The sequence below is a fragment of the Streptomyces sp. NPDC046977 genome (genome assembly GCF_040644455.1).
GTDB lineage: Bacteria > Actinomycetota > Actinomycetes > Streptomycetales > Streptomycetaceae > Actinacidiphila.
This window is the reverse complement of record NZ_JBEYWO010000054.1, coordinates 15,385-38,415: the sequence shown is the minus strand read 5'-3', so window position 1 is coordinate 38,415 and position 23,031 is coordinate 15,385. Positions and strand designations below refer to the sequence as shown.

General features: G+C 70.2%; 25 protein-coding genes, 1 tRNA gene and 3 pseudogenes. 18 read left to right on the top strand and 11 right to left on the bottom strand.

The genetic code is table 11. The features are described 5' to 3' along the window. The first annotated feature begins 505 nt into the window (after positions 1-505). Both ABZ883_RS40990 and ABZ883_RS40985 read left to right on the top strand, forming a co-directional pair. The gene (locus ABZ883_RS40990) at positions 506-694 is read left to right on the top strand and encodes a hypothetical protein (RefSeq protein WP_360916681.1); all 189 of its coding nucleotides are present in this window, start codon (positions 506-508) and stop codon (positions 692-694) included. A 194-nt stretch (positions 695-888) separates the two neighbouring features. After that, positions 889-1,140 carry a hypothetical protein gene (locus ABZ883_RS40985; protein WP_360916678.1) on the top strand — a complete coding sequence of 84 codons (252 nt, stop codon included), beginning with the start codon at positions 889-891 and terminating at the stop codon, positions 1,138-1,140. Positions 1,141-1,426: 286 nt separating this feature from the next. On the opposite strand, the pseudogene ABZ883_RS40980 reads toward ABZ883_RS40985, so the two are convergent. After that, positions 1,427-1,761 (bottom strand): annotated as a pseudogene (locus ABZ883_RS40980) (tyrosine-type recombinase/integrase); the annotation flags it as partial. A gap of 126 nt (positions 1,762-1,887) precedes the next feature. On the opposite strand from ABZ883_RS40980, the gene ABZ883_RS40975 reads away from it, so the two are divergent. Together ABZ883_RS40975 and ABZ883_RS40970 are read left to right on the top strand one after the other, a co-directional pair. Beyond that, entirely contained in the window at positions 1,888-2,634 is a 747-nt protein-coding gene (locus ABZ883_RS40975; RefSeq protein ID WP_360916675.1) for a hypothetical protein, read from the top strand. A 334-nt stretch (positions 2,635-2,968) separates the two neighbouring features. Beyond that, positions 2,969-3,076, top strand: a pseudogene (locus ABZ883_RS40970) (NUDIX domain-containing protein); the annotation flags it as partial. A gap of 158 nt (positions 3,077-3,234) precedes the next feature. Here the strand turns inward: ABZ883_RS40970 and ABZ883_RS40965 are convergent. The 3 genes and pseudogenes from ABZ883_RS40965 to ABZ883_RS40955 form a co-directional block, all read right to left on the bottom strand. After that, positions 3,235-4,626 carry a hypothetical protein gene (locus tag ABZ883_RS40965; RefSeq protein ID WP_360916673.1) on the bottom strand — a complete coding sequence of 464 codons (1,392 nt, stop codon included), beginning with the start codon at positions 4,624-4,626 and terminating at the stop codon, positions 3,235-3,237. Between the two features lie 346 nt (positions 4,627-4,972). Next, complete coding sequence (locus ABZ883_RS40960; RefSeq protein WP_360916687.1) at positions 4,973-5,416, bottom strand: DUF3592 domain-containing protein; 444 nt, start codon at positions 5,414-5,416, stop codon at positions 4,973-4,975. 120 nt (positions 5,417-5,536) lie between these two features. Next, positions 5,537-5,719, bottom strand: a pseudogene (locus ABZ883_RS40955) (N-acetyltransferase); the annotation flags it as partial. A 282-nt stretch (positions 5,720-6,001) separates the two neighbouring features. Between ABZ883_RS40955 and ABZ883_RS40950 the strand changes: the two are divergent. Further along, on the top strand, positions 6,002-6,748 hold the full coding sequence (locus tag ABZ883_RS40950; RefSeq protein ID WP_360916670.1) for a hypothetical protein: 747 nt from the start codon (positions 6,002-6,004) through the stop codon (positions 6,746-6,748). 109 nt (positions 6,749-6,857) lie between these two features. Here the strand turns inward: ABZ883_RS40950 and ABZ883_RS40945 are convergent, their stop codons facing one another. Together ABZ883_RS40945 and ABZ883_RS40940 are read right to left on the bottom strand one after the other, a co-directional pair. After that, a complete protein-coding gene (locus tag ABZ883_RS40945; RefSeq protein WP_360916667.1) occupies positions 6,858-7,436 on the bottom strand; it encodes a DUF6461 domain-containing protein in 579 nt (192 codons plus the stop codon). An 81-nt stretch (positions 7,437-7,517) separates the two neighbouring features. Continuing rightward, positions 7,518-8,267, bottom strand: a complete 750-nt coding sequence (locus ABZ883_RS40940) for an SMI1/KNR4 family protein (protein ID WP_360916664.1) — start codon at positions 8,265-8,267, stop codon at positions 7,518-7,520. Between the two features lie 202 nt (positions 8,268-8,469). On the opposite strand from ABZ883_RS40940, the gene ABZ883_RS40935 reads away from it, so the two are divergent. Beyond that, positions 8,470-8,973 (top strand): hypothetical protein, encoded by a 504-nt coding sequence (locus ABZ883_RS40935; RefSeq protein WP_360916661.1) that lies wholly within the window; start codon positions 8,470-8,472, stop codon positions 8,971-8,973. Between the two features lie 263 nt (positions 8,974-9,236). Further along, entirely contained in the window at positions 9,237-10,217 is a 981-nt protein-coding gene (locus ABZ883_RS40930; RefSeq protein WP_360916658.1) for a helix-turn-helix domain-containing protein, read from the top strand. Between the two features lie 40 nt (positions 10,218-10,257). Here ABZ883_RS40930 and ABZ883_RS40925 read toward each other — a convergent pair whose 3' ends face one another. The 3 genes from ABZ883_RS40925 to ABZ883_RS40915 form a co-directional block, all read right to left on the bottom strand. Continuing rightward, positions 10,258-11,034 carry a DUF427 domain-containing protein gene (locus ABZ883_RS40925; RefSeq protein WP_360916655.1) on the bottom strand — a complete coding sequence of 259 codons (777 nt, stop codon included), beginning with the start codon at positions 11,032-11,034 and terminating at the stop codon, positions 10,258-10,260. Positions 11,035-11,092: 58 nt separating this feature from the next. Then, positions 11,093-11,530 carry a VOC family protein gene (locus ABZ883_RS40920; RefSeq protein WP_360916652.1) on the bottom strand — a complete coding sequence of 146 codons (438 nt, stop codon included), beginning with the start codon at positions 11,528-11,530 and terminating at the stop codon, positions 11,093-11,095. Between the two features lie 158 nt (positions 11,531-11,688). Further along, positions 11,689-12,651 carry a TIGR03619 family F420-dependent LLM class oxidoreductase gene (locus ABZ883_RS40915; protein WP_360916649.1) on the bottom strand — a complete coding sequence of 321 codons (963 nt, stop codon included), beginning with the start codon at positions 12,649-12,651 and terminating at the stop codon, positions 11,689-11,691. A 128-nt stretch (positions 12,652-12,779) separates the two neighbouring features. On the opposite strand from ABZ883_RS40915, the gene ABZ883_RS40910 reads away from it, so the two are divergent. The 7 genes from ABZ883_RS40910 (at position 12,780) to ABZ883_RS40880 (ending at position 16,239) form a co-directional block, all read left to right on the top strand. Next, positions 12,780-13,346: an XRE family transcriptional regulator gene (locus ABZ883_RS40910; protein ID WP_360916646.1), complete on the top strand. Its 567-nt coding sequence runs from the start codon at positions 12,780-12,782 to the stop codon at positions 13,344-13,346. Positions 13,347-13,441: 95 nt separating this feature from the next. Beyond that, a tRNA-Trp gene (locus tag ABZ883_RS40905) sits at positions 13,442-13,516 on the top strand. A gap of 53 nt (positions 13,517-13,569) precedes the next feature. After that, positions 13,570-13,746 carry a hypothetical protein gene (locus tag ABZ883_RS40900; protein WP_360916643.1) on the top strand — a complete coding sequence of 59 codons (177 nt, stop codon included), beginning with the start codon at positions 13,570-13,572 and terminating at the stop codon, positions 13,744-13,746. A 156-nt stretch (positions 13,747-13,902) separates the two neighbouring features. Further along, positions 13,903-14,373, top strand: coding sequence for an NUDIX domain-containing protein (locus ABZ883_RS40895; protein ID WP_360916640.1), 471 nt, complete (start codon positions 13,903-13,905; stop codon positions 14,371-14,373). A gap of 81 nt (positions 14,374-14,454) precedes the next feature. Next, entirely contained in the window at positions 14,455-15,033 is a 579-nt protein-coding gene (locus ABZ883_RS40890) for a sigma-70 family RNA polymerase sigma factor (RefSeq protein ID WP_360916638.1), read from the top strand. Continuing rightward, positions 15,030-15,599 carry a hypothetical protein gene (locus ABZ883_RS40885; protein ID WP_360916635.1) on the top strand — a complete coding sequence of 190 codons (570 nt, stop codon included), beginning with the start codon at positions 15,030-15,032 and terminating at the stop codon, positions 15,597-15,599. The genes ABZ883_RS40890 and ABZ883_RS40885 overlap by 4 nt, the downstream gene beginning before the upstream one ends. A gap of 367 nt (positions 15,600-15,966) precedes the next feature. Then, a complete protein-coding gene (locus ABZ883_RS40880) occupies positions 15,967-16,239 on the top strand; it encodes a hypothetical protein (RefSeq protein ID WP_360916632.1) in 273 nt (90 codons plus the stop codon). Positions 16,240-16,423: 184 nt separating this feature from the next. On the opposite strand, the gene ABZ883_RS40875 is transcribed toward ABZ883_RS40880, so the two are convergent. Continuing rightward, on the bottom strand, positions 16,424-17,323 hold the full coding sequence (locus ABZ883_RS40875) for a LysR family transcriptional regulator (protein WP_360916629.1): 900 nt from the start codon (positions 17,321-17,323) through the stop codon (positions 16,424-16,426). A 115-nt stretch (positions 17,324-17,438) separates the two neighbouring features. Between ABZ883_RS40875 and ABZ883_RS40870 the strand changes: the two genes are divergently transcribed. Next, a complete protein-coding gene (locus ABZ883_RS40870; RefSeq protein WP_360916626.1) occupies positions 17,439-18,470 on the top strand; it encodes a DUF4331 family protein in 1,032 nt (343 codons plus the stop codon). Between the two features lie 104 nt (positions 18,471-18,574). After that, positions 18,575-19,147, top strand: a complete 573-nt coding sequence (locus ABZ883_RS40865) for a GNAT family protein (protein ID WP_360916624.1) — start codon at positions 18,575-18,577, stop codon at positions 19,145-19,147. A 252-nt stretch (positions 19,148-19,399) separates the two neighbouring features. Here ABZ883_RS40865 and ABZ883_RS40860 read toward each other — a convergent pair whose 3' ends face one another. Beyond that, positions 19,400-19,687, bottom strand: a complete 288-nt coding sequence (locus ABZ883_RS40860) for a hypothetical protein (protein ID WP_360916621.1) — start codon at positions 19,685-19,687, stop codon at positions 19,400-19,402. Positions 19,688-19,841: 154 nt separating this feature from the next. Between ABZ883_RS40860 and ABZ883_RS40855 the strand changes: the two genes are divergently transcribed. Together ABZ883_RS40855 and ABZ883_RS40850 are read left to right on the top strand one after the other, a co-directional pair. After that, complete coding sequence (locus ABZ883_RS40855; RefSeq protein ID WP_360916618.1) at positions 19,842-20,777, top strand: hypothetical protein; 936 nt, start codon at positions 19,842-19,844, stop codon at positions 20,775-20,777. A gap of 78 nt (positions 20,778-20,855) precedes the next feature. Continuing rightward, positions 20,856-22,961: a restriction endonuclease gene (locus tag ABZ883_RS40850; RefSeq protein ID WP_360916615.1), complete on the top strand. Its 2,106-nt coding sequence runs from the start codon at positions 20,856-20,858 to the stop codon at positions 22,959-22,961. The last annotated feature ends 70 nt before the right edge of the window (positions 22,962-23,031 follow it).

Here is a 23,031-nt window from a genome sequence, read left to right as displayed (position 1 = left end):
CAGCCCGCCACCCTGCGCGTACCTCATGACCGTGGTGTACCGCGACGATCACAACCTGTCAGCACCCCACGACATCACGCATTACAAGTCAGTAGTTCGCCACGTGGGTTCGCGCAGCAGAGCTGAGGTTCTAGGAGCCGGCCCAGCCTGCGGCCGGCGTCCCCACTCCTCGCCGGTGATGTGCTCATACGCTCGATCTGGAACGTAGAGCAAGCTTTCGGCCCATACGGAGGTGCCCAGCCGTGGAAGGATGGCCTCATGTTGATCCGAAAGGGCGATGCCGCGTAGGCGTCCCAAGGCCGTCCGTGCAGAGCGTTGGCGGCCACGATGGCAGTATCCGGTCCTGAGGGTCCCGGGTGTCTCCGCTCGGACTCGTGTAGCGATCCGCCGCGTCGAAGACCAGGAGCTGTGGCCCAACGCGGTCACGCATGCGCTCTCTCGCTTCGAGTGGGCTTTTAAGCAGCCTGGACGATATCTGAGCGCCTCGGAGGTCTATTCGCCCGGGATGGAGGTGGAAGACGCCCGTGATGACCTGGAGCGGGCGATGCTGCACCTTCCTCCCGGAGCCAGACGGGACTTGGGCCGACTGATCACGCGCATCGATGAGGAATTCGAGCGCCGCACCTTGCCGGAACCCAACAACATCGAGTTGGCGATGTTCGGCTGGTGGTGGACCAGAATGCGCGAACGATGAGGGCCCCGAGCTCGTGCCCCCCTGCAATCGAACGACACCGTCACCCTCCGCGGCCACTCCCCAAGATCTGTGCCAGAACCGAGAGATGACGGCACGTGTCCCGTCAGGTGAAGACTGGTCGGCCTCACGAACCTGGCGATCGGTAGGTTGTGCCGTCGAGCGTTGAGTCGCCTGTTCAAAGGGGTGGGGCCGGGATGGAAGATCCAGAGATCACGATCAAGCTCACCCGCGACGAAGCGACGATCCTGTCGGACTGGCTGGAGCGGCTGCAGATGACCGACCTCAGCAACACGGTCGACGATCCAGCCGCATGGGCACCGATCCATAGAATCGCCGGCCAGCTCGACAAGATGCTCCCCGCTCTGTTCTTCCCCGACTACGACGAGCGGCTCGAGGAAGCCCGACGCCGCCTGCGTCCCATCGATGACGACAGCCCTGAAGACTGAGCCGATCGAAGCATGACGGATAGGTCCGGCAGGAGGGCGGCGTGCCACAGCCGTGCCACATAGGACGGTCAGCCACGGACAGCGGTGGTTCGTCGCGGTCGAGATTGCTGACTGAGCTGGGCTCTCTTCACGGCCACACTGACCTGCGCACCTTCGATAACCCTGACCACCAGGCTTACAAGGCGGATGTCGGCGGTTCGAAACCGTCCACGCCCACCAGCGAAAAGACCCCAGCCGGTGATGGCTGGGGGTCTCTGACATCCGGATCCGACATCAACGGCCACGCTCACTCACGGTCGGAGCGCCTCCGCAGCAGCCGGTCCATGTGACTCAGGCCTCGCGCTGGGTGTCGGTGTCCTGCACGACGTGCGTGTAGACGTTCATCGTGATGGCGATCTGGGAGTGCCCGAGGATCTCCATCACGACCCGGGGCGCGACGCCGGCCGCGGTGAGGAGCGTGGCGCAGCTGTGCCGGACGTCGTGCAGCCGGATCACGCGGAGACCGGCGCTTCCCGCGACGCGCGTGAACGAGCGGTACAGGTTCCGCGGCTCGACGGGTCGCCCCGTGCGGGCGGTGAAGACGTAATCGGTCTCCGTCCACTGCTCCCCCGCCCGCTCGCGCCGCCTACGAACGACTGCGTCAACACGGCTTCACGGGCCGGCTCATCGCCACCGACACGAGCTCCACCTAACGCGCTTCGGAGCGAGCTGTGGGCTGAGGTCAGAAGTCCGGTCTACGTTTGGCCTGTGAACCACAGCCGTTTCAACGCCGGGGCGTCCCACGAGCCTGAGTTGCCGCCCTACCAGGCAGTTCTGGCGGAGACTGATTGGGATTCGCTCGAGACGGCTTTCGGGAGCGGTGAGGACCTTCCCGCGCTTCTGGCACGGTTGTTGGAGCCCGATCCCAAGGTCCAGGTCACCGCTTTGTCGGAGCTGGGCGAGCTGGTCAACCACCAGAACACCATCTACGAAGCCACCGCCCCCGCCGTCATGTATGTCGCAGCCATCCTCACCCACCCCGCGGCCATGACCCTCCGGCCCTATCGCGACATCCCCATCCGCGCGGCGCTGTTGGGTTGGCTGGCTTCCACCTTTCAAGACGCCTCCGACGAGATTGTCGGCTTCATCGAGCAGCGCTTCCCTGGCTTCCCCGCGCCCGGCACCATCGTGGCGGCCTTCCGGGATCTGCGCCCGATGCTCTACCAGGCCGTCGCGCCCTTCCTCCAGGACAGCCACGAGAACGTGCGCGAAGCCGCCGTCGTCACGGCACTCATCCTCGTCGAACACCCCGCGCTCGCCGAGCACCGCGATCACCTCGCCGTGCACGCGCGCCGCATCCTGGACACCAGCGGCTACGACCCCAACCGCCGCGTCGCGTGGAGGACCCTCGAAGCCTGGGGCCACAATCCGCCCGGCCCGGAGCCTCTTCCGGAGGAGCCCTGGGTCTGGGGACCACACAACGATGGCCGCGGCGATCTCGAACCTCCCTTCTGACCGATACGCTCACGACCCACCCTCGGACCCGAGTAGTTCCCATAGGACCCCGCTGTGGAGCAGAGAAGTGCAGCAACCTCAGCAGCCGGCAGCGCCCCACGCTGACCCCCATGAGCTTCTCGGCAGCCTGTACGACCTCCAATGACCGATCTCTACAGAGCTACGGATCCGAAGGCTTCTGACATCCACGGCTGACATCAACGACGCCGGACGGGGGCACGCCCCAGCACCCCTGCCCAGCCGTGGTACCTGTAGGCGGCAGCGGCCAGAGCGGGCCCGTCATCTCTGCCGCCCGAGACTTGGCGCGCCTCCCTGGACGACCGCCTCATCGACTGCCGAAAACGGGACTTGGGAGCTCCCGGGTGGTGTCCTGGAACTGGACGAGGTACCCGAGGACGGCGTGAGGCGCGAGGTCTGGGAAGAGACCGGCATGCACATCGACGCCTCACCGCGGTCCAACGCACGTCGAGCCCAATCACGGGATGAGCCGCGGATCCATGGCGTACAAGCCCATCGCTCTCCGACCCGGTCGGATACAGGCTCAGCCTTGCTCCCGCGACGTCTTCCCACCGTCCGCAGTGGAACTGTCCAGGTGACGCGTCACCAGAGGCCGCTCGTCTGGAAGGGAGGGTCGTCGGGGCCGCGGTTGGCCTGAATGGCAGCGTCCCGCCGCCGGCTGACCGCGTGCTGTTCGGCGAGGGTGGGCATTCCTTCGATGGCTTCGGCGGCACGGCCATGCCTGATGAGCAGCTCGGCCACTTCCGACGGCCGCAGCTCGGCGTCCGCCCGCAGAAGGGCGAGAGCATCCTCAAGGCGCCCCATGTTTTCCAGGATCAAGGCCTTGCTGACCGTCAGGCCGTACATGTCCGATGGCAGAGTCTCAGCGTAGGCGAGGGCCTCCTCGTACCGGCCGGCCTCGCCCAGCAGCCAGATCCGGTTCAAGCTGAGCCAGGACGGGTGCTCCTCGACGAACTCCGCACTGCGCTCATCGAGGAGCGCCACGGCATCGTCCTGCCGTCCGGCTTCATGGAGCAGGTGGATGACGCTTTCGAAGAGGCAGGCGTCGTGGTACTCGAACGTCGGACGACCTACGTCGACGGCCTCCTCGATCCGGCCCTGCCGGCCCAGCAATTCGATGAGAGGCCAACGGAACCGGTCCGGATACTCGGCGGCCGCGATGAAACGCCGCAGCACGGCCTCGGCCTCATCTGTCCGCCCGTCGTCCTCGAGCGCCCGCGCGTAGTACGCGAGCGTGTCACCCGCACGCTTCCCGGTGCCCAGCACGCGCAGTTCCTCCAGGCGCCCGTGGCGCCACAGAAGCTCGGCGTAGGCGATCAATGTGTTCTGGACCACGAAGTGCCCGGCTTCGATGTCTGCCCCAAGTATCCGCACGGCCTCGTCCACCCGGCCCGCACGCTCCAGGACCTGAGCCTGGAGGTCTTGCGCGTTGCTGGGGCGCAAACTCCATCGTTCCTCGCCGCGGGCGCTGCGGGCCCGCTGAGCTCGTGGCGCGATCAGCTCCAGGACCTGCTCGTCACGGCCCTGGCTCTCTGTCAGCTTGACGAGGGCAGACAGGATCCACTCCCTGTCCAGATGCGGCGTGAGCACGGTGATGGCCTCGTCCAGCCTCCCCGCCTTCGCCAGCAGTCCCGCGAAGTCGTGGGACACCCACTCCGAGGCGAGGCCTTCCTCGTCCGGGCGGACGGAGTCCAGTGCCTGCTGCACCCTCCCAGCCTCGAGCAGGACCTCGGCCCTCTCCCAGCGCGCCCGGTTCCACCCAGCATCGATGAACGGCTCCAGCACGTCCAGGGCTCGCTCGACCTGGCCATCCCGGGAGAGCTCCCGAGCCGCGGCCTGGGCGCAGAACCATTCCCCCCGCTCCGATGCCTGAACCAGCAACTCCACCTCCCGCCGCTCCACCAGCATGGTGACCAGGCGAGGAAAGATTCCGCCAAGTGTCCGTGACTGCCATTCAAGATCATCAGTGTTCACCGGCCTGAGCGTACGGGCGACCACCGACAACAAGCCCCTGAGGTTGCCTTGCCTTCCGAACGCACGCCCGAGCCGGCCTTTCGTGGTTCGGAGGGCCCAGGAGTTTCATGTCCGGCCGCAAACTCACGGCCCTATCGACCAGTTGGGCTCACGGACACCCCCGAGTGGCAAGGGTTTCTCTACTTCGTTCAAGAGTGCGCGGCGCAAGCCGACGAAGAGAAGAACGGCAGGCACGTGGCCGGGGCGTTCGACTCCACGGCTTGACGCAGTCACCATGGGGCGGGCCTCGCCGGGTCAAGCCGGCGTTGACCGGCAGTCAGGCCTGTGGGCCGTCTCACCGGTACGCCTAGCCGAGCACGAGCAGGCCGAGCGAGAGCAGAAGCGTCAACGCCGAGCCGACCACGAAAAAGAGCGCAACTCTGCCGTTCCCCACGTTGTCGGGGGTCAGCACGTTGACGGGTTCCCGCGGATCGTAGACCACCCCGAGCAGGCCCCCTACACGGGCAGGCGGGAAGTTGAACGGGCCAACCGTTGTACGTATCCCCTCACCACTGTCCGTCGTGAACTCGATCATGAGCATGACGCTTCCGTTCGGCCCCCCTCCGATGTTCACGCACCTCGCCTGAGTCCGGACCCCGCGCTTACGCAACGCACGGCCTCCCCGGAGGATGCGCCACGAGAGCCACAGGACAAGAATCGACACAGCGGCGGCCAGAATCGCCAAACCGAACACTTCATCCCCCCAGATGCCAGCCGCAAGACCGCCCTGCGGTGCAGGAGCGCACGTCATGCGGCAACTGCTCGTCACTCTACGGCCGTTGATCCACGCATGCGGCTCACGGAGGCCCCGAACCGCCGACCATGACGGCATGCTGTCCACACGCAGCCTTCCGTCTCGCCGGACAGCGTGTCAGACAGCGCGCGGCGCCACGTCATGTCGGATCCACACGTTGGGTTCGACGCAGACGGCCTGATCACGCGCGGTGTCGCAGTGCACCGGGACGAGGGCGCCCGGTACGTCGATGTCACCGTCGCTGTCGAACGGCAGGCCGGTCCAATGACGCCACTGCGCCAGTGAGCCGCTGACCGTCAGGCCGGCCACGTGTCAGCGATCTCGTAGAGCCGGGGCAGCAGCGACGGGCGCTCGGCAGGAGTGGTGATCACCATGCAGTCGGTCTCTGTCACGACGGGGACACTCCCACGGAGACGGCGTCCCTGGCCGGCGTTCATGTGTCCCACGATGCCCAACAGCCGGCTGCCGAGGTCGAGCACGGGGACTGACAGTCGGCCAACTCCCGAGACGGCCGCACACAGGCGGCGTGCTGCGCGGTGAGATGACCCAGGTGGTGCCGAACACCGTTGTACGGTGCCCCCCGTGAACGAAGAGGACGAGTGGGGGCTGCGGCCTCTGATCCCGAGCGAGGCCGCCCGTCTTCGGGAGCTCGCCGAGGCGGTGGGGGAGGATCTGAGCCAGTTCGGGCTCGCTCTGTACAACCGTGAGGCGCCGGATCGGGAGACGGCGGCCGGCGGGCTGGAAATCGAAGTAGACGCGTTCGACGGTGCCGCAGGAGGGATCTGGCTCAGCTGGGCGGTACATCCCTCGCTCAAGACGAGCGCCCGACCTACGACCCGACCGGTCGGCTCACGGCTGGTGCCGCCGCGAGCATTGTCATCCGTATCGGCCGGGCAGCCGGCATCGAGTTCAACTGCGGTTGGGCCAGGGACCGTCTGCGCCTGTGCTTCTCCACCACCACTGCTTCGTGACTGTCCGACGCCGCACGCGACGTCAGGCATCATCACGGGCATGACGGGAATACAGCAAGATCAGCTGTCGCAGCTGTGGGACGACTTCAGAAGATTGCAGTTTCCCCCGGGGTTCGTCGATCGTGAGCCCGAGGGCGAGAGCATGGCGCTGATGGACACCATGCTCGCAGGTTGCGTCTCCGTGGCGTTGGAGCGCCCCTTGGACGACTGGCGCCGAGATGATCTGCATCGTCGCATCACGGTCCTGAGGAGGATCCTCCCGTCCCTCGCGGACGACGAGTACGCGACCCAGTACTTCAGCCACTTGCTCGAAATGGCCGTGCTGGCGGCCGAACTCGACAACGCCCGGGGCCGGTAGTCGCGCGAGTACGTGCCGCATCCTGCGGGCGGCCGCGGAGGATGAGGGTGGGTCGCCGTCGCGCCGCAGCCGTCGGCCGGACGTACGCGGCGCCGCGTGCCGGCCGACGCTAGAAGGGGGCGAAGCTGACGGCGGCAAGAGGGCCGTGTTCGACGACCTCGCGCGGCAACGTCAAGCCGAAGTGGCGTTCGCCCATTTCGAGGATCTTGATCTCCTCGTTCACATCGGGGGCGGCAGTCCCGTCGGGGAGCAGCAGCCCCACCTCCTGCATGGCCGGCACCAGTCGACCCGGATCGTCCCCGCCGAGTTGGTCGGTCTCGATACCCGGTTCGAAGTCGCCCATGATGCGCCCGTCCTCGGCATAGAGGAACCAACGGGGCGGCGCCCCGCCGTTGAGGTACACGACCGCCTCGGTCCCACGGGAGACATCACGCAGGGTCCTTCGCTCCATGCCCTCGGCGCTCCAGTGCTCCAGCGCGAACGCCCACCCCCCGCACGTGCCCAGCCGGGCCACCGATCCCTTCTCGAACGACCAGTCCATCGCCTCGTCGGCGGTGAGTCCCTCGCGGATCGTGCCGGCGTCGCCCCCCATCCTGCGGACCAGCTCGGCGATGCCCAACCCTCGCGCAAAGGTGAGGCAGTAGGTGTCAAAGGCCTCTGAAATCCACTGGATTCCACCTTCGGCCACCAGGACTCCTCCATACGTAGGGTGTGTTTCAGCGCCCACCGGACCCGTGGCGCTCGTCCTCGTGCCCCTGGCACGCGGGCTTCAGGGGTTGAGCGCCTCGTCCCAGACGTCCCCGCCGTCCGCCCAGGTCGAGAGCCATCTCCGCAGTGAGGCTGTCGCGTGCCTCAGGCCGTCGTGCGCATCCTCGCCCCAGTGGGGTACCCAGCCGTCGCTGTCGTAGAGCAGCACGGGGTTGCCGACCGCGGAGAGCGAGAGGTGCCACTCCATCGTGCAGCCGCCGTAGGCGAGGTGCAGCCACGACGCCGGCACTCCACGCGTGCGGTTGCGCTCATGGATACCGGACGCGCTCGGCCAGTCCGTCAGGTGGCCCGGGGCCTTGTTGCCGTCGGTCAGTGAGGCCAGACCGGAGTCAGGGCCGAAGCCTCCGTCGGCCACTTCGGTGTAGACGCGCCGTAGCAGTACGGGGAGGCGGCGCCCGATTCGGCGCTCTGCCGCCTCGACGTCCGCAACGGATACCGGTGCAAACAGCGGGCCGCGGGGAGCGTCCGCGTAGTAGACGGCCACCTCCTCGGCGTCGGACGTGAGCCGGACCGTCCCATTGCTGCTGTATCCCCTGATGGCGTCCCGGCGCTGTTCCCATCGCGCGCTGCCGTAGCGCTCGGACATCCAACTCACGGGTACGTCGGCCGTGTCGAATCGCCGACCCGGATCGCAGGCGCGAGCGCGCAGCTTCTCGATCAGCGCGTCGTCGTCCTCCTCCCCCTCGACGCTCGAGTCAGCGAGAAACTCCTGCTTGAGCGGCACGGGGCCCTGGTCGGAACGGGAGATCATGCGCGGGAGCCTAGTGCCGGGCTGTGACATGCCTTGGCAAGCCGCCGGCAGTCACTGGGTGTGTCTGCGTGCCGCATTGGGCGGGCGGTCGGCCGTGGCCAACGCGGACTTGCCGCAGTCGCCTGTCGACGGTTCGAGACCGTCGACGTCGGGATCAAGAGGTTCATCCGCACAAGCGGCTGTGCTTCTTCAGACTGTGTGCATGACCATGCAGAGCGGGCCCTTCAGCAGCGTGCCCCTGCCCGCCTTGTTCCCTCACGCCGAGGCGGCGGAACACCTGCGCATGCGACGTGCGGCCGCAGCCCTCGATGGCGAGCGGCCATCGGGGGACGAGCCGACGTGGGAATGGTTTCCCCAGCACATCACCTGTCCCGGAGCAGACGTCCGCCGCGGCGTACCCGAGATCCTGCTCACGGAGATCTCCCTGTACGACAAGGAGGCCGACTGGCTGGAGCTCGCACTCGGCATCGAATGGACCGTCGAGGGGCACCTGAACGTCTGCGCCGCTCTGAGCGTGGCCTGCTGGTGCACCGAGAACCACAACGCTCATTTCATCGATGAGCGCAATCTCGCCATTGACCGCCACACATCACTGGGTTCTGCGTTCGAAGCAGGGGTCGGCCGACTGATCGAGTGGCTCGCAGAACCATGGGACCCGGAAGTCTGGAGATTTCGTTCAGGCCTCCCCCTGCGTTGGGTCTCCTGATCAGGGCTTGCCGGGATGCCCGGTCGGGCGTCCCACCCCCCTTGCCCTGAAGGTGCCGACCCACCGTTGACCTGGTCAGCCGTATCCCCGACGCCCGGACGCGCCTCACGGGAGAGCACCGGCGGCCCGTCGTCGTACCGCCAGGCCGAGCGGAAATAAAGGTGCATAATGCAGTAAAATCCGCGAAATGGGTCACTGGCCGCAGTACCGTGGAAATCTGCCCCGCTACGCAGGCTCCGCGACCGGTTCAGGAGGGCGCCCGCATGGCAGATCTACTCGACGCCGCGTCGCTGGCTCCCGGTGATCGCGCGGATGCGATCCGTGAATTCTCGTGGTCCGTCAACGGCCGCTGCATTGAGGTGGAGCTTCCGCAGAACCCGAATCGCCAGCGGGCCTACGTGACGACCAGCGCGTTGGGGTCGGTGAAAGTCTCGGAGATCGGCTGGAACGTGGCCCGCATTCGGCGTACCGACGCCCCGGTGCACGAGGACATGGTGCCGAACATTCTCGTTTCCATCCAGGAAGCGGGGGTCTCCCAGTTCCGCCAGGGGGGCAGGCACGGACTGATAAAGGCCGGGGACCTCGCGGTGATCGACAATGCGAAGCCCTACGAGGTCCTGTTCCACGGCTCCGTACATGCGGTTCTGGTGCGCGTTCCCACGGACGTCCTGGGGCTGCGGCCGTCCCTGCTCGACCGGATCACGGCTGTGCCCATCAGTTCGGAGCGCCCGGTCGTGGGTGCGACCGCGGCGTTCTTCACCCGGCTGGCCCGTCAGGCCGCGGCCGGCGAGGCCGAGACCGCCCTGTTCACGGAGCCCGCGGTCGACCTGATCAGGGCCGTGGTCACCGTGGTGCTGGACCGGGAGGACCTGGCCGGAGCGCCTCTGAACAGCACACTTGTCGAGCGTGTGCAGGAATACGTCCGCCTTCACCTGGCAGACCCCGACCTGACCGCCGAACGTATCGCCGCCGAGCACGACGTCTCCGTACGCTGGCTTTACCTGACCCTGTCCCGGGCGGGAATCACCCTCGGTGAATGGATCCGGACGCAGCGGCTCGAAGAATGCAGGAGGGAACTGGTCTCGCCAGTGCACCAGTTCATGACGATCGAGGCCATCGCCCACCGATGGGGGTTCGCCAGCCCGGCCCACTTCAGCCGCGTTTTCAAGGCGGCGTACGGTGTGAGCCCCCGCGATCTGCGATCGCAGCATGCAGCCGCGGGAACGGAACTTCACCGGCAGTAGCGCCTGCCCGCCCGGGAGTTTCCGGTGGCGAGCCATGCCGTCACCCCAACTGCCCCGAAGGCCTCGGCAGCAGTTCTCCGTCGACGTACAGATCGACGCGCTCGTTGAGGAACGCGACCATGCCGGCGATGCGGTTGGCCTGGAACGTCGGCAGGTCGTAGGCCCACGCGATGTCTTCGTGCGTGGCGGCCTCGCCGTCGAACGACCAGTAGCCGCTCGTCGTCCCCTTGTAGGGGCAGCGGGTCACCGTGCCGGAGGGGCGCAGCTGGGTGAAGTCGACGGAGAGGCGGTCGAGGTAGTAGCGCGTCGGCAGGCCGGTCTCGAACACCTTGACGCAGCGCGGCGCTTCCGCCAGCACGACGCCCTCCAGCTCCACGCGGACGCTGCTGGAGGAGCGGAGCGCGTCCACACGGGAGTAGGGGCTCCGGGGGTGGACGAAGACCGGCTCGTCCTCCTCGAACCAGGAGTCGAGCGCGTCCCACTCGAAGCGGACGGTTCCGTGCAGGGCCTCGGGAGCGCCGCCCTCCCACACCCACGCCGCGCCCTCTCGGACCTCCGATCCCACCTTGAGGGTGTGGCGCCGTGCGGGCCCGGCGCCGTGCGGCTCGCTGTGTCCTTCGTCGATGAGTACGGCGTCGACCATGTCGCGGACCGGGATGCTGAACTGGGGATAGGCGGGCCACTCCCACACATACAGTGCGCGCCGCGTGTCGAAGGCGACGCGGCCTCCCAGCGTCCCCCTGATACGGCGGGGGACGGGCTCGACATGCCCGACCGGCGCGATCAGGCTCGGGTGCCGCACATTCTCCGTGGTCATCGTGGGGACCTCGATCAGTGGTGGCCGCTCGGCCGGGGCAGGGATATGGTCCGGCGGGTCAGCCGGCATGGAGGCCTCGGAGCAGGCCGGTGGACTGACCCACCTCGATGAGGTAGCCGTCCGGATCGCGCAGGTAGCAGCGGAGTTCCGCACCGCGGTCGAGGGGCTCGGTGAGGAAGTGGGCGCCCTTGGCGACCGCATGGGCGTGGAAGGCGGCCATGTCGGCGACGCGGACATTGAGGAAGCTCGACACCCGCTCGGTGCTCTGCGGCACCTCAAGAGTGACGCCGGGTTTGTCGGGTGTGGGGCCGCCCCCGGGATTCATGATGATCCAGCTGTTGGCCACCTTCACGATCGCCGGGTTCTCCTCCATCACGACCTCGCCGCCGAACACGTCGGCGTAGAAGGTCCGTGACCTCTCCACGTCACGTACGGTCAGGAAGTGCGTGACGAGAAGCCCCTGTTGCGGGGCAGGCAGATCGCCATGAGCCGTCATGGTCCGTCATCCTCACTGTGCGGAACGCGTGATCGCGGAGGCCGCCGCTGTGGCTGCGCACCGGCGGCTGCCTCCTCCGGCACATGCCGTACCAAGGAGACCGATCACCTCCGGCGTCTGTGACACGCCGGACCGGTGGGCGACGGTACCGGCGCGCCTCAGGGCGCGAGGGCGCCGAGGCGGTCGGCGGTCTCGATCACCTCGCCGAGGAGTTCCAGCCAGGGGTCCACGTCCTTGGCCTGCAGGCCCTCGTCGAGCCCGAGGCCCTGGCCGCCGGCCAGGTACACCTGGGTCGCGCCGGTCTCGCGGGCGGCCACCAGGTCCTCCGCGATCTGCCGGGGCGAGCCGCCGAGGAAGGGCCGGCCCTCCCCCATCGGCTCGCGGGTGACCGGGGTCGGCCAGGGCACCTGGTTGACCACCATGAGGTCCGCCGGGTCACGGCCCGCTTCCCGGGCGGCGTCATGGAACGTGGAGACGATGCCGCGCAGTTCCTCCGCCGAGGAGGTGATCGGGATCAGGCCGTCCGCGATCCGGCCCGCCCGCTTGACGGCGGCCGGCGCGTTCGCCGCCAGGAGCACCGGAATACGCGCCTGGACCGGCTTGGGGTTCACCTGAGACGGTGCGATCCGGTAGAACTCGCCGTCGTGCCGGACCGGGTCCGGGCCCCATGCGGCCCGCATCGCCGTGATGAACTCCTCGGTGCGGGCGCCCTTGCGGCCGATCGGCACGTTCGCCGTCTCGAACTCGTGGTGCTGCCAACCCTGCCCCAGTCCGGCGACGACCCTGCCGCCGCTGAACCGGTCCAGGGTGGCCAGCCGGCGGGCGAGCATCACGGGCACGTGCAGCGGCGCCACCAGGATCGCGGTACCCAGCTTGATCCGCTCCGTCACGGCGGCGATGTGGCTCAGCGTCTCCAGCGGCTCGTACGTCGAGCCGTAGAACTCCGGCAGCATCTGGGGTTCGCCCCCCGTCCACAGCACGATCTTGTCGAGCGGGCGCAGCAGGCGCTCGAACGTCCACAGGGCGGCGTAACCGAGCCGTTCGGCCTCGACGGCGACCTTGACGATCGTCTCCGGCGAGGTCTGCGGCCCTGCGGTGGGCAGCGCGAGACCGAGTTCCATGGCTCCTCCAACGTATGGAATGCACGGATGGGCTGACGGGGAGCTGCCGTGTGAGCTCTGCGGCCGTACCCCGCCCGGATCTTCCGGCGGTCCTGCCGGACCGACCCCGTTTCTCGTATAGTAGACCTGTGTCCAATATAGTAGATCCCCTGGTCGTCCAGATCGCCGCTCGCATCCGCGGTGAACGGGAACGGCGCCGGTGGACCCTGGCGCAGCTCGCGGACGCTTCCGGGGTGTCCCGCGCGATGATCAACCGGGTCGAACGCGCCGAGAGCAGCCCCACCGCCGTCGTCCTCGGCAAGCTGGCCGCCGCCTTCCAGGTGCCGCTCTCCGCCCTGCTCATCCCGGCCGAGGCCGCCGGGGTGCACCGGGTCGCCGACGCCGCGGAATGGCACGATCCCGCCACCGGCTATCGCCGGCGCCAGATCACCGGGCCGCGATTCCCCGCGGACATCTCCGAGGTCCACCTGCCGCCCGGAGCCCGGGTGCCGTACCCGGCCGCGTCCCTGGCGTTCCAGCGGGAGGCCGTCTGGGTCCTCGAAGGCCGGCTGACCTTCCACGAGGGCGACGTGGTGCACGAACTCGGCCCGGGCGACTCGATCGAGGTCGCCGAGCCCGTGGCGTGCGTCTTCGCCAACACCAGCGATGCCGAGTGCCGCTATGCGGTCGTCCTCGCGCGCGTCGACAGGCCGTGACCTCTGTCCGCGGCGATGCCGGGTCACTGAGCGTGCGGACCGCGCGCGGTGGGTCGTCAACGGCGGCGGCACGAAGGCTAGGATCGCCGCCGGGCGAAGCCGTAGCGCAGAGGTAGTCGCGCGCGGTCTCCAAAATCGCGAGGACGCCGGTTCGAATCCGGTCGGCTTCGCCCGCCCTCCCTCATGGAAGGGCGCGGCTCTGGCGTACGCACACGCCGGCGCGGTGTCCCCGTACCTCGCGGCTGGCGGCCCCTACCGCCCCACGACCACCGAACTGCCGTTCTTCGCCGAGGTGTTCCCGGAGCCGGCCGCCGACATCCTGCGCCTGCTCGAGCCGGATGACACAGTGCTCGCCGAGCAGATGTGTGCATCTGCTCGGTCACGTGCCGCACCCTCCTGACGTCACCCCAAGGCTCTCCCACCCCCTTCGTTTGCCAACGGGAAGAGGACGACGACGTGGTGGTCCGACTCAGCCTCGACCCGACAGAAACGGCCCTCGGGCGACGCCGCACCGCGCCCCTGACCGGGAACGAAGCCCTGTGCAAGGCTGGGACGCATGGCCCGCGTCGACTACTTCAACGACCCGAACGCCCCCGAGGCGAACAGCATCGTCCCGTCGGTCACGGCCGTCGCCCTCAACGGCGCCGGGGAGATCCTCCTCATCCGCAGGACCGACAACAACCTGTGGGCACTGCCGGGCGGCGGGATCGACATCGGGGAGTCCGCGGCAGCCGCGGCCGTACGCGAGACGAGAGAAGAGACCGGGTTCGACGTCGAAGTGACCGGCCTGGTCGGCATCTACACCGACCCGGCGCACGTCATGGCCTACGACGACGGCGAGGTGCGCCAGCAGTTCTCGATCTGCTTCCACGCCCGCATCACCGGCGGCGGACTCCGCACCAGCAGCGAGAGCAAGGAAGTCGCCTTCGTCCACCCGCACGGGCTGGACAGGCTGGAGATCCACCCGTCCATGCGGCTGCGGATCGACCACGGACTGGCCTGTCGCGCCGCGCCCTGGATCGGCTGACCGCCGCCGACGGCCGGGGGCGGTAAGAATCCTTGCCCGGCCGTACATCTCCTGATTGACGGACGACATCACGGAGGTGCAGTGAAGCGACGACGGACAACCGTCGAAGACGCCGCCCGGGACCATGCGCTGGAGGCCCTCTACACGGCGCATGCCGACCGGGTGCTCGGATATCTGCGGCACCGCACGGACCGGGAGACGGCCGAGGAGATCCTCTCGGAGACCTTCGTGCTGGCCTGGCACAAGTACGGCGCCGTTCCTGACGACGCCCTGCCGTGGCTGCTCGCCTCGGCCCGGCGGCTACTGGCCAACCGGGTGCGGTCCGACCGGCGGTACCTCGCGGCGACCGCGCGCATGGCGGCGTTGGCCGACCGGCCCGGGAGCGAGGAGGTCGGGGAGGCGATCGGGACCCGCTCCGAGGTGGTCGCCGCGCTGCTGACGCTCTCGGAGACGGACCGTGAGGCGCTGTTGCTGAGCGCCTGGTACGACCTGACGGCGCGCCAGGCGGCCGCGGTCACGGGCTGCACCGCCGCCGCCTTCGCCGTACGCCTGCACCGCGCGCGGAAACGCTTCAGGGCCGCGCTGACCGGGGCGGACCCCGCGGAGCCCGTCCCCGGCACGCCCCGGCACCCTCACTTCGCCCGGCAGGAGTCAGCATGAGGAAGACCGCGGGCACGACCCGGCACGCGCCCGATCTCGCCGCTGTCCGGGCCGTGCGCCCCGACGACGACACCGACGGCTGGGCGGAGTCCGCCGCGGGCCGCCGCGTCCTGCACGACGTCCTGCGACGCGCCGCCGAGGAGCCGTCCCCCGCGCACGGTCCCCGGAGCCGGCGCCGCCTGTTCCTGGTCGCCGGTGTCGCGGCCGCACTGCTCGGGGGCGCCACCACGGCGGCCGTCGCGACGCTCGGACCGTGGGGGCAGGACGGGACCAGGGTCATGTGCGCCCGTACATTGAGGGCCGAGGCGGACCTCAGTGAACCGCCGCCGGGGTTCGGGAAGGACTTCGATCCGCACGACCCCACGCGTACCTGCGCGGCGGCCTGGGGCCAGATGTGGCAGGGCAGTCCGCAGCCGGCCCGGTTCGCGGCGTGCTGGCTCCCGATTGCTCCGGCCTCCTCCGGCGGGCGTGTGCGCGGCGCGCCGGTCGTCTATCCGGCGGACGGCTACCCCACGGACCGGGCGGCCTGCGCGGCCATCGGCTCCACACCCGTGGCGAGCGGTTGAGCACGGCCGGCATACCGCCCCTGCCTTCGTCAGCCGGCCGTCGGTCGGTAGCGGCAGGTCCGCGGGGCCGCCGGCCGGTGCCGTCACGGAGGCGGCCCCGCGTACTCCGGCCGCGAAGACGGTCCCTCCGGGGCCCGCAGCGCCCAGCAGGGCAGCCGGCGGTGCCAACTCTGCCCGGACGTCGTCAGGTTCCGGTGCGTCGGCGGTCCCCTGGCGCTGTGCCGGGTGGGCCTGCCGCCGGGCCGGAGTGCGCGCGGCAGGGGGCTGTTCTAGTGTCGGACGAGGGAGGGGTGGTCCTGCCGAGCCGCGCTCGTCCTGCCGCTCGGCGCCTCGAATTCTCGACCAGCCCGGAGAGCAGGTGCCTCCCATGCGTATGTCGGCCCGCTTCGCCGGTGTCCTCACCGGTCTGACCCTCGCACTCGGCGGCGGCGCTTTCGCCGTGCCCGCCGCCCACGCGGACATCCCGGCCTGCACGAACATGGTCCGGCAGACGGGCGTCGAGGTCACGGACGCCGTCAGAATGGCCTGCACCCAAGGCGTGCACGGCGACCTGAGCGGGTGCGTGAACGCCCTGACCGGGGCCGGCGTGCCGGGCGGCGCCGCGACCGGTGCCTGCCGCGCGGCGGCCAACCCTCCGTGACGGCCTCACGGTCGACGACGGGCCGCTGGATCAGGCTGGGTTGACCGGCCCCCAGGCCCGGCTACGGACAGACGCCGGCCCTGCCCCTGCGGTGACTGCGGTGGACGACGCCGCACTGCGTGGTGGGCCGAAGTGCCGTTCCGCGTCGCCGATATGAGCGTGTGTGCGTCAGGACCGACAGGCGTCACGCACGGGCCGCGATGCGGAGCAGTTCCTCGACCGCGCCGGTCAGCGGGCGGTCCTCGGACCATACGGCGCGCAGCCGGCGCCGCAGGTCGGCCCCCGTCACCGGGACCTCGACAATGCGGCCCTCGGCCAGGTCGTCCCGGACGCTGATCGCGCTGAGCACGGCGGGACCGGCGCCTTCGGCCACGGCCCTTCGGATCGCGGCGTTGGCGTCCAGCACCATCAGGGGCCGGACCGGCTCGACGCCCGCGCCCGCGAGCACGCGCTCAATGGTCTCCCGCGTGCCGGAGCCCACTTCGCGGACGATCAGGCGGGTGCGGGCCAGTTCGGCCAGGTCCACCGGCTCCTGCCGCCGTGCCCAGGCGTGCTGCGGCGCGACCACGACGGCCAGCCGGTCGGCGCCCACCTGCCGGGAGCCCAGCCCGGAGGGCACCGAGGGCGCCTCGAGGAAACCCAGGCCGATGCGGCCACTTGCCGCGAGCGCGGCGACCTGTTCGGAGTTGGTCACCTTGAGGCTGACGCAGACGTCGGGCGACCGACGCTGCAGCGTGCCGATCCAGCGCGGTACGAAGTGCTCGGCCAGCGTCATGCTGGCCGCCAGGTGCAGGTCGAGGGCGTGGTCCCCGCGCAGCGCGGCAACGCCCACCATCATCGAGTCGACTTCGGCCAGCACCCGCCCCGCCCACTGGCACACCGCCTTTCCCTCGGTGGTCAGCGCGGACCCTCGGGTGTCGCGGCTGACCAGCGTCAGCCCCAAGCGCCGTTCGAGCAGGGTCAGGCGCTTGCTCGCGGCCGGCTGGCTGATCCCCATCCGCTCGGCGGCCCGGCCCAGACTGCCGAGTTCGGCGACCAGCGTCAGTAGCTGGAGACTGCCGAGATCGGGAGGCGCATCGCTCATAACCTCAGTTTATGAGGGCATTCCCCATTGGGCAGTACCGGGCCGCCGCCCGCCCCGCGAGGATGGCGCAGTAGGGAAAACGCCGAAGAAGAACCGAGAGAATCAAGGACCGACCATGTCGCATCATCTCGACACTCCGCTGGCGGCCCAGAACGGTCAGCTGTTCATCGACGACCTGTACGTCTTTCCCGGTGAGCGCAGCACGATATTCGTCATGGACGTCAATTCCGACATCACCGGTGTCCACGCCGAGCCAGGATTCCACCCGGAAGCGCGTTACGAATTCAAGGTGCATTTCGACGGCGCCGATTTCGAGACCCTGACCTACCGGGTCTCCTTCGGCGAGCCCGACGAGGACGACCGGCAGACCCTGCGGCTGCACGTCCTGACCGGGGACGCGGCGCGCGAGGACTCCGCCGACGGCGACCTGGTCCTTCAGGGCCGTACCGGGGAGACGGCCGCCGCGGACGGCATCCGCGTCTGGGCCGGGCGCATCTCCGACTCCTTCTACATCGACCTGTCCCTGCTGGCCGTCGTCAACGGCGCGGTGGCGAAGGGGTCGGCGGTGGACCTGTCCGGCTGGCGTCCGGGCGAGGCGCGGAACAGCTTCACCGGCACCACCGTGGAATCGATCGTGCTCGAAGTGCCGCACGAGGACGCGCGGCTGCGTCCAGGGGCGCGTACGGGCGTCTGGTGCGCGACCAAGCTGGCCACCGACGCCGGGGGATGGCGGCAGATCAACCGCGGCGGGCACCCGATGATGTGGCCCATCTTCTGGCCCGGCGACACCGACTTCACCAACCCCGCCAACACCCGGCACCCCTCCGAGGATCTCGCCGCCGCCGGCGACCTCGTCGCGGGTCAGGTCGCGGCCGTCGTCGCGGCCACCGGGACCAGCGGCGACCCGGAGGGCTACGGCCGGACCGTGGCGCGGGAGTTGTTCCCCGACGTGCTGCCCTACGTCGTCGGAACGCCCGCGACCTACGGCTTCGCCACCCGCAACGGCCGTGCCCTGGCCGACAACGCGCCCGAGGCGATGCTGTCCCTGGTGACCAACACGGCGGTGCCGTCGGGACTCAGGCCGTCCGTCTCCGAGCACCTGCGGAGCGACCGCTTCCCCTATGTCGTGCCCGTGGCACGGTCGTAGCCGGCCCGGCAGTCCGTCCCTCCGCGGCGCATGCGTCGCGGAGGGCTTCCGCGGCGGGCGATATCGCGTTGCCGGCCCCGGCCGGGCCGCGAGAGCATCCGCGCATGGAGGAGCCTGCCGAAAGCCTCGCCGCCGACCGGGTCGCACTGCGCCGATGGCGCGGGACCGATCTCGACGCCCTGCACCGCGCGATCGACGAATCCCTCGACCATCTCCTGCCGTGGATGCCCTGGGCGGCCGACCACGGCAGACCGCAGACCGCCGCGTTCCTGGCCCGGGTCCACGACGAGTGGGAGAGCCGGCAGACCTTCGCCTACGCGGTCACGTCGGGCGCGGCCGTGATCGGCGGTTGCGGACTGCACCGCCGTATCGGTGCGGGCGGCCTCGAGATCGGCTACTGGATTCATCCGCGGTGGACGGGACAGGGCCACGCCACGGCCGCCGCGGCCGCCCTGGTCCGCGAGGGCTTCCGGCTGACGGGCATCGACCGCATCGAGATCCACCACGACGCGGCCAACCGCGCCAGCGGCGCCGTCGCGCGCCGCCTGGGTTTCACCGAGGTCGAGCGCTTCCCGGCGCCGGAGGGGCCTGCCGCCCCGGGTGAGGTGGGGGTCGACGTCATCTGGCGGACAACGGCGGACGGGCGGCGCGTCGGCCGGCAACTCGGCCTCCCGTGACGGGGCTGACCGCTGTCGCGGCGGGCCCGTACCGCGTAGCGGCGCACGGGTCGCGTCGCCGGCAGCGGGGTTGCTCCGCAGGCTCGCGCCTGTCCTGCCGTGAGGCAGGCGCCCTCGGCCGTGGCGAGGCGGCGCCGGAAGACCTCGTGGAGCGTACTGCCGGGCCCCGGGACGTCGCGGGGATCCTGCCCGTCACCACGGTCGCCGGACCCGCCGACCCTCCGGTGTGAACCCGGCGCCGCCCGCCCGGTCTCAGTCCGTCAGGGCGTAGAGGACGGCCCCGATCAGGAGCCAGACGAGGTAGACGGCCGCGACGACCCCGGTCATGGCGAGAGCCTTGAGCGGTGTCGAGAACTGCTTCCTGGCGATCGAGGTGTTGGCCGCGACGCCCAGGAAACCGATGCCCGCGCCCAGGGCTCCGCCGATGAACAGACCGAGCGGCAGCACCGACAGCACCCACTGCCACCATGTGAGCCCGCGGAACTTCGACCAGACATCGGTCTTGCCGAGATCCGGCGCGGCACCCTTGACCCGCTGCATGTGACGGCCCCTCCCCCACTGTTCGAGAGCCGTAGTGTGCCACAGACATATGTCGTCCGGGCCCCGCGGAAAACCACCTGCGGCGCCGGACACCGCACGCGATCATCGACGGTCCCCGCCCGCCGCCGCGTAACGCCCACGACAGGACCCTGCGATGATCTACGACCTTCTCCTCGTCGACCCTCGCCGCCCCGATGCCCTCGCCGCCTCCCTGGCCGCGGTCCTGGACGTGCCGGTGGGCGAGGTGGACGTCGGGCACGAGGACGGTGACGCCGACGATCGCAACTGGGACGCGCTGGTCCTGTGCACGTACGGGGAACCAAGGGGCGACCTGTCCCTGGTGCTGAGCATCTACACCCGGGACGAGGTGCCGTGCCAAGCCGAGGAGCGGGGCTTCGCCTCGCTGCTCGCCGCCGAGGTGCGCACCGCCGTCCTGTTCTCGGCCGAAGGGCTCCGGCCCAGCGCGTACTGGGTGGCGACACCGGACGGCGTGGTGGCCCGGGCGAGGCTGCACGAATCGGACGACGATCCGCCGTCGCTCCACGTCGACACGGTGGAGGCCCCGGTGCCCCAGTTGCCCCGGACGCCGGTGGCCCGGATCCCCGAGGTCGTCGGGGACCTTCCGGTCGCCACACCGGTCACGGACGCCCTCCGCGAACATCCGGCGGACATCGCGTACACCGTGCCGCTGTCCGACAAGCCGTGGCCCCGCGAGTGGGACGCTCTGGACGCCCTCGGCGCATGGGAGATGCTGGTCAGAATGATGGAGGCGGACTGGGAGCCGGCCGGCTGGTGTCCCGCCGACCTCTACCAGTGGCGCCTGGAGGCACGCGACCAGATCGCCGACCACGCCCCACACCTCCCCGAACCGGCCGCCGCACTGCTCCTGTCGGCCCTGTCCGAGGTGGACGACGTCTTCGCCGCGGCGACCGTGGACGACCCCGGGCACGTCCTCGTCCGTGAGTTGGCGGGTCGCGACGGTGACCGGGTCGAGCGCGGCTGGTGGTGGTACCGGCGGCCGGAGCCGCTGCCGTGGCGGGAGGCAGAAGCGTGTGTCCAGCCCATGGGAGGGAGGCCGGATACCGACTAGGGTGTCCGATTGTTGCCGGTGGGGAGCCGGCGGACGGTTGCGGGTGGGACGACGATGTCCCGGGGGAGGACCAGCGGCATGAGTCGTCGTTCCAGCGGGTTGGCCGGGATCTGGGCCGAGGCGCAGCGCCAGCAGCAGCGGCAGCGGGACGCGCAGCTGCGTTCACAGGTGCAGCGCCAGAGGGATGCTGAGCGCCAGCAGCGCGCCTACGAACGGGACATGGCGCGCGGGCACCGTGAGCAGCAGGCGGCGTACCGGCGGCACCGTGAGGCGGACGCCCACCGGCGGACCGGGGAACTGGACGCGCAGGTCGCGTCACTGGCGGGCCTGCTGGCTTCCGGCTGCCGGGCCCCGGCGTTCCGGTCGGCCGCGCTCACCCGGCCGGAGCAGGTCGAGGCGTTCGCCCCGGGACCGCTGGCCCTGCCCCTCCCGATGCCGGACCCGAACCAGTACCAGGCCCAGGGCGGTTGGGGCCTGACGGCGCACCGCCGTGACCGGGCGCAGGACGAGGCGCGAGCACGGTTCGAGCGGGACTGGCACGCCGCGCAGGCCGCCGAGGCCGAGCGGCAGCGCCAACTGGCCGCGTACCGGCAGCAGTACGACGAGTGGGCGGCCGCCCAGCTGGCGGAGATACGCCGGCACAACACCGCGATGGCTCAGATGGCCACGGCACTGCGCAACGGGGATCCCGAGGCGGCCGTGGAGTACTTCTCCGCGGCGCTGTACGCGTCCTCCGCGTGGCCCGAGGCGATGCCGCGGCAGCTGTCCGCCGCCTACGACCCGGCCGGGCGGCAACTGGTCGTGAACTGGGAGCTGCCGAAGTACGGCATCGTCCCGGAGGCGAAATCGGTGCGCTACCTGCCGTCCACGGACCAGGACAAGGAGACGGCCCGCCCGGTCGCCCAGCGGCGGGCGCTGTACCGCGACGTGCTGGCGCAGTGCGTGCTGCTGGTGCTGCGCGAGCTGTTCGCGGCCGACGAGTTCGGGGCGCTGGAGTCGGTGGCGCTGAACGGCTTCGTGGACGACCACGACCCGGCGACGGGCCGGCGCGCCGAGCTCGTCCTGGCGACGGTCATGGTCGCGCGCCCGGCCTTCACCGCGCTCGACCTGGCGCAGGTGAACGCGGTGGACTGCCTCGTGGACGGCCTGCGCGGGCAGCTGTCGGCGCGCCCCGACCAGCGCGCCGCGGTACGCCCGGGCCGGCTGCCCGCCGACGTCGGCGGGGACGTCGTCTCGCACGGCGGGGACGACGAGCCGGACCTGTACACCATGGATCCGATCGCCTTCGAGTCGCTGGTCGCGGACCTGTTCCGGGCGATGGGCATGCGCGCGGTGACGACGCAGCGCTCGAACGACGGCGGTGTCGACGTCGAGGCCGACGATCCCGCCCCGATACGGGGCGGGAAGATCGTCGTGCAGGTGAAGCGCTACCGCCATACGGTGCCGCCGACCGCCGTCCGCGACCTGTACGGCACCGTCCAGGACGCCGGAGCCAACAAGGGCGTGCTCGTCACCACCTCCGGGTTCGGCCCGGGGTCCCGTACGTTCGCCAACGGCAAGCCGCTGGAGCTGGTGTCCGGGAGCGAACTGGTCGACCTGCTGCACCGCCACGGCCTGCGCGGCACGCTGGGCGACGGCGCTCCCCCGCGGCGGCCGGCCCGGACTCCTCCTCCCGCGGCGCCGGAGGTGGAACGGCCCGCCGACCACAACGTGCTGGGGATGTCGGGGTCGGGCGCTGTCGCCCTGGACATCTGCGCGCTGGTCTGCCAGGGGACCCGGGTGCTGAGCGACGACCACTTCGTCTTCTACAACAACCCCCGGACGCCGGAGGGTTCGGTGCGCTCGGTCGAGGAGGCCGCCCCCGACAGGGCGGCGATCCGGGTCGCCTTCGACGCGCTGCCGGAGCGGGCCGACCGGCTGGTCCTGGTGGCGGCGGTCGATCCCGTCGCCAATGCCGACGCCGACCTGTCGGGTTTCACCGATGCGGGCATCCGGCTCCTGGACTCCTCGGGCGCCGAACTCGACCGCCTGGAGGTGTCCGACGGCCGCCCCGGCGAGACCGCGCTGGTCCTCGGCTCGTTCCGCCGCCGCGCCGCCGGCGACTGGGACTTCGTCATCGGCGGCAAGGGCTACCCGGGCGGCCTGGAGGCCCTGGTCCAGGAGTACGGCATCGAGGTGGCGTAGCGGCCCGCCGAAGGTGCCCGCCGCGGCCGTACCGGCCCCGGGCGGTTCCCGGGGGCGCAATCGCGCTCCG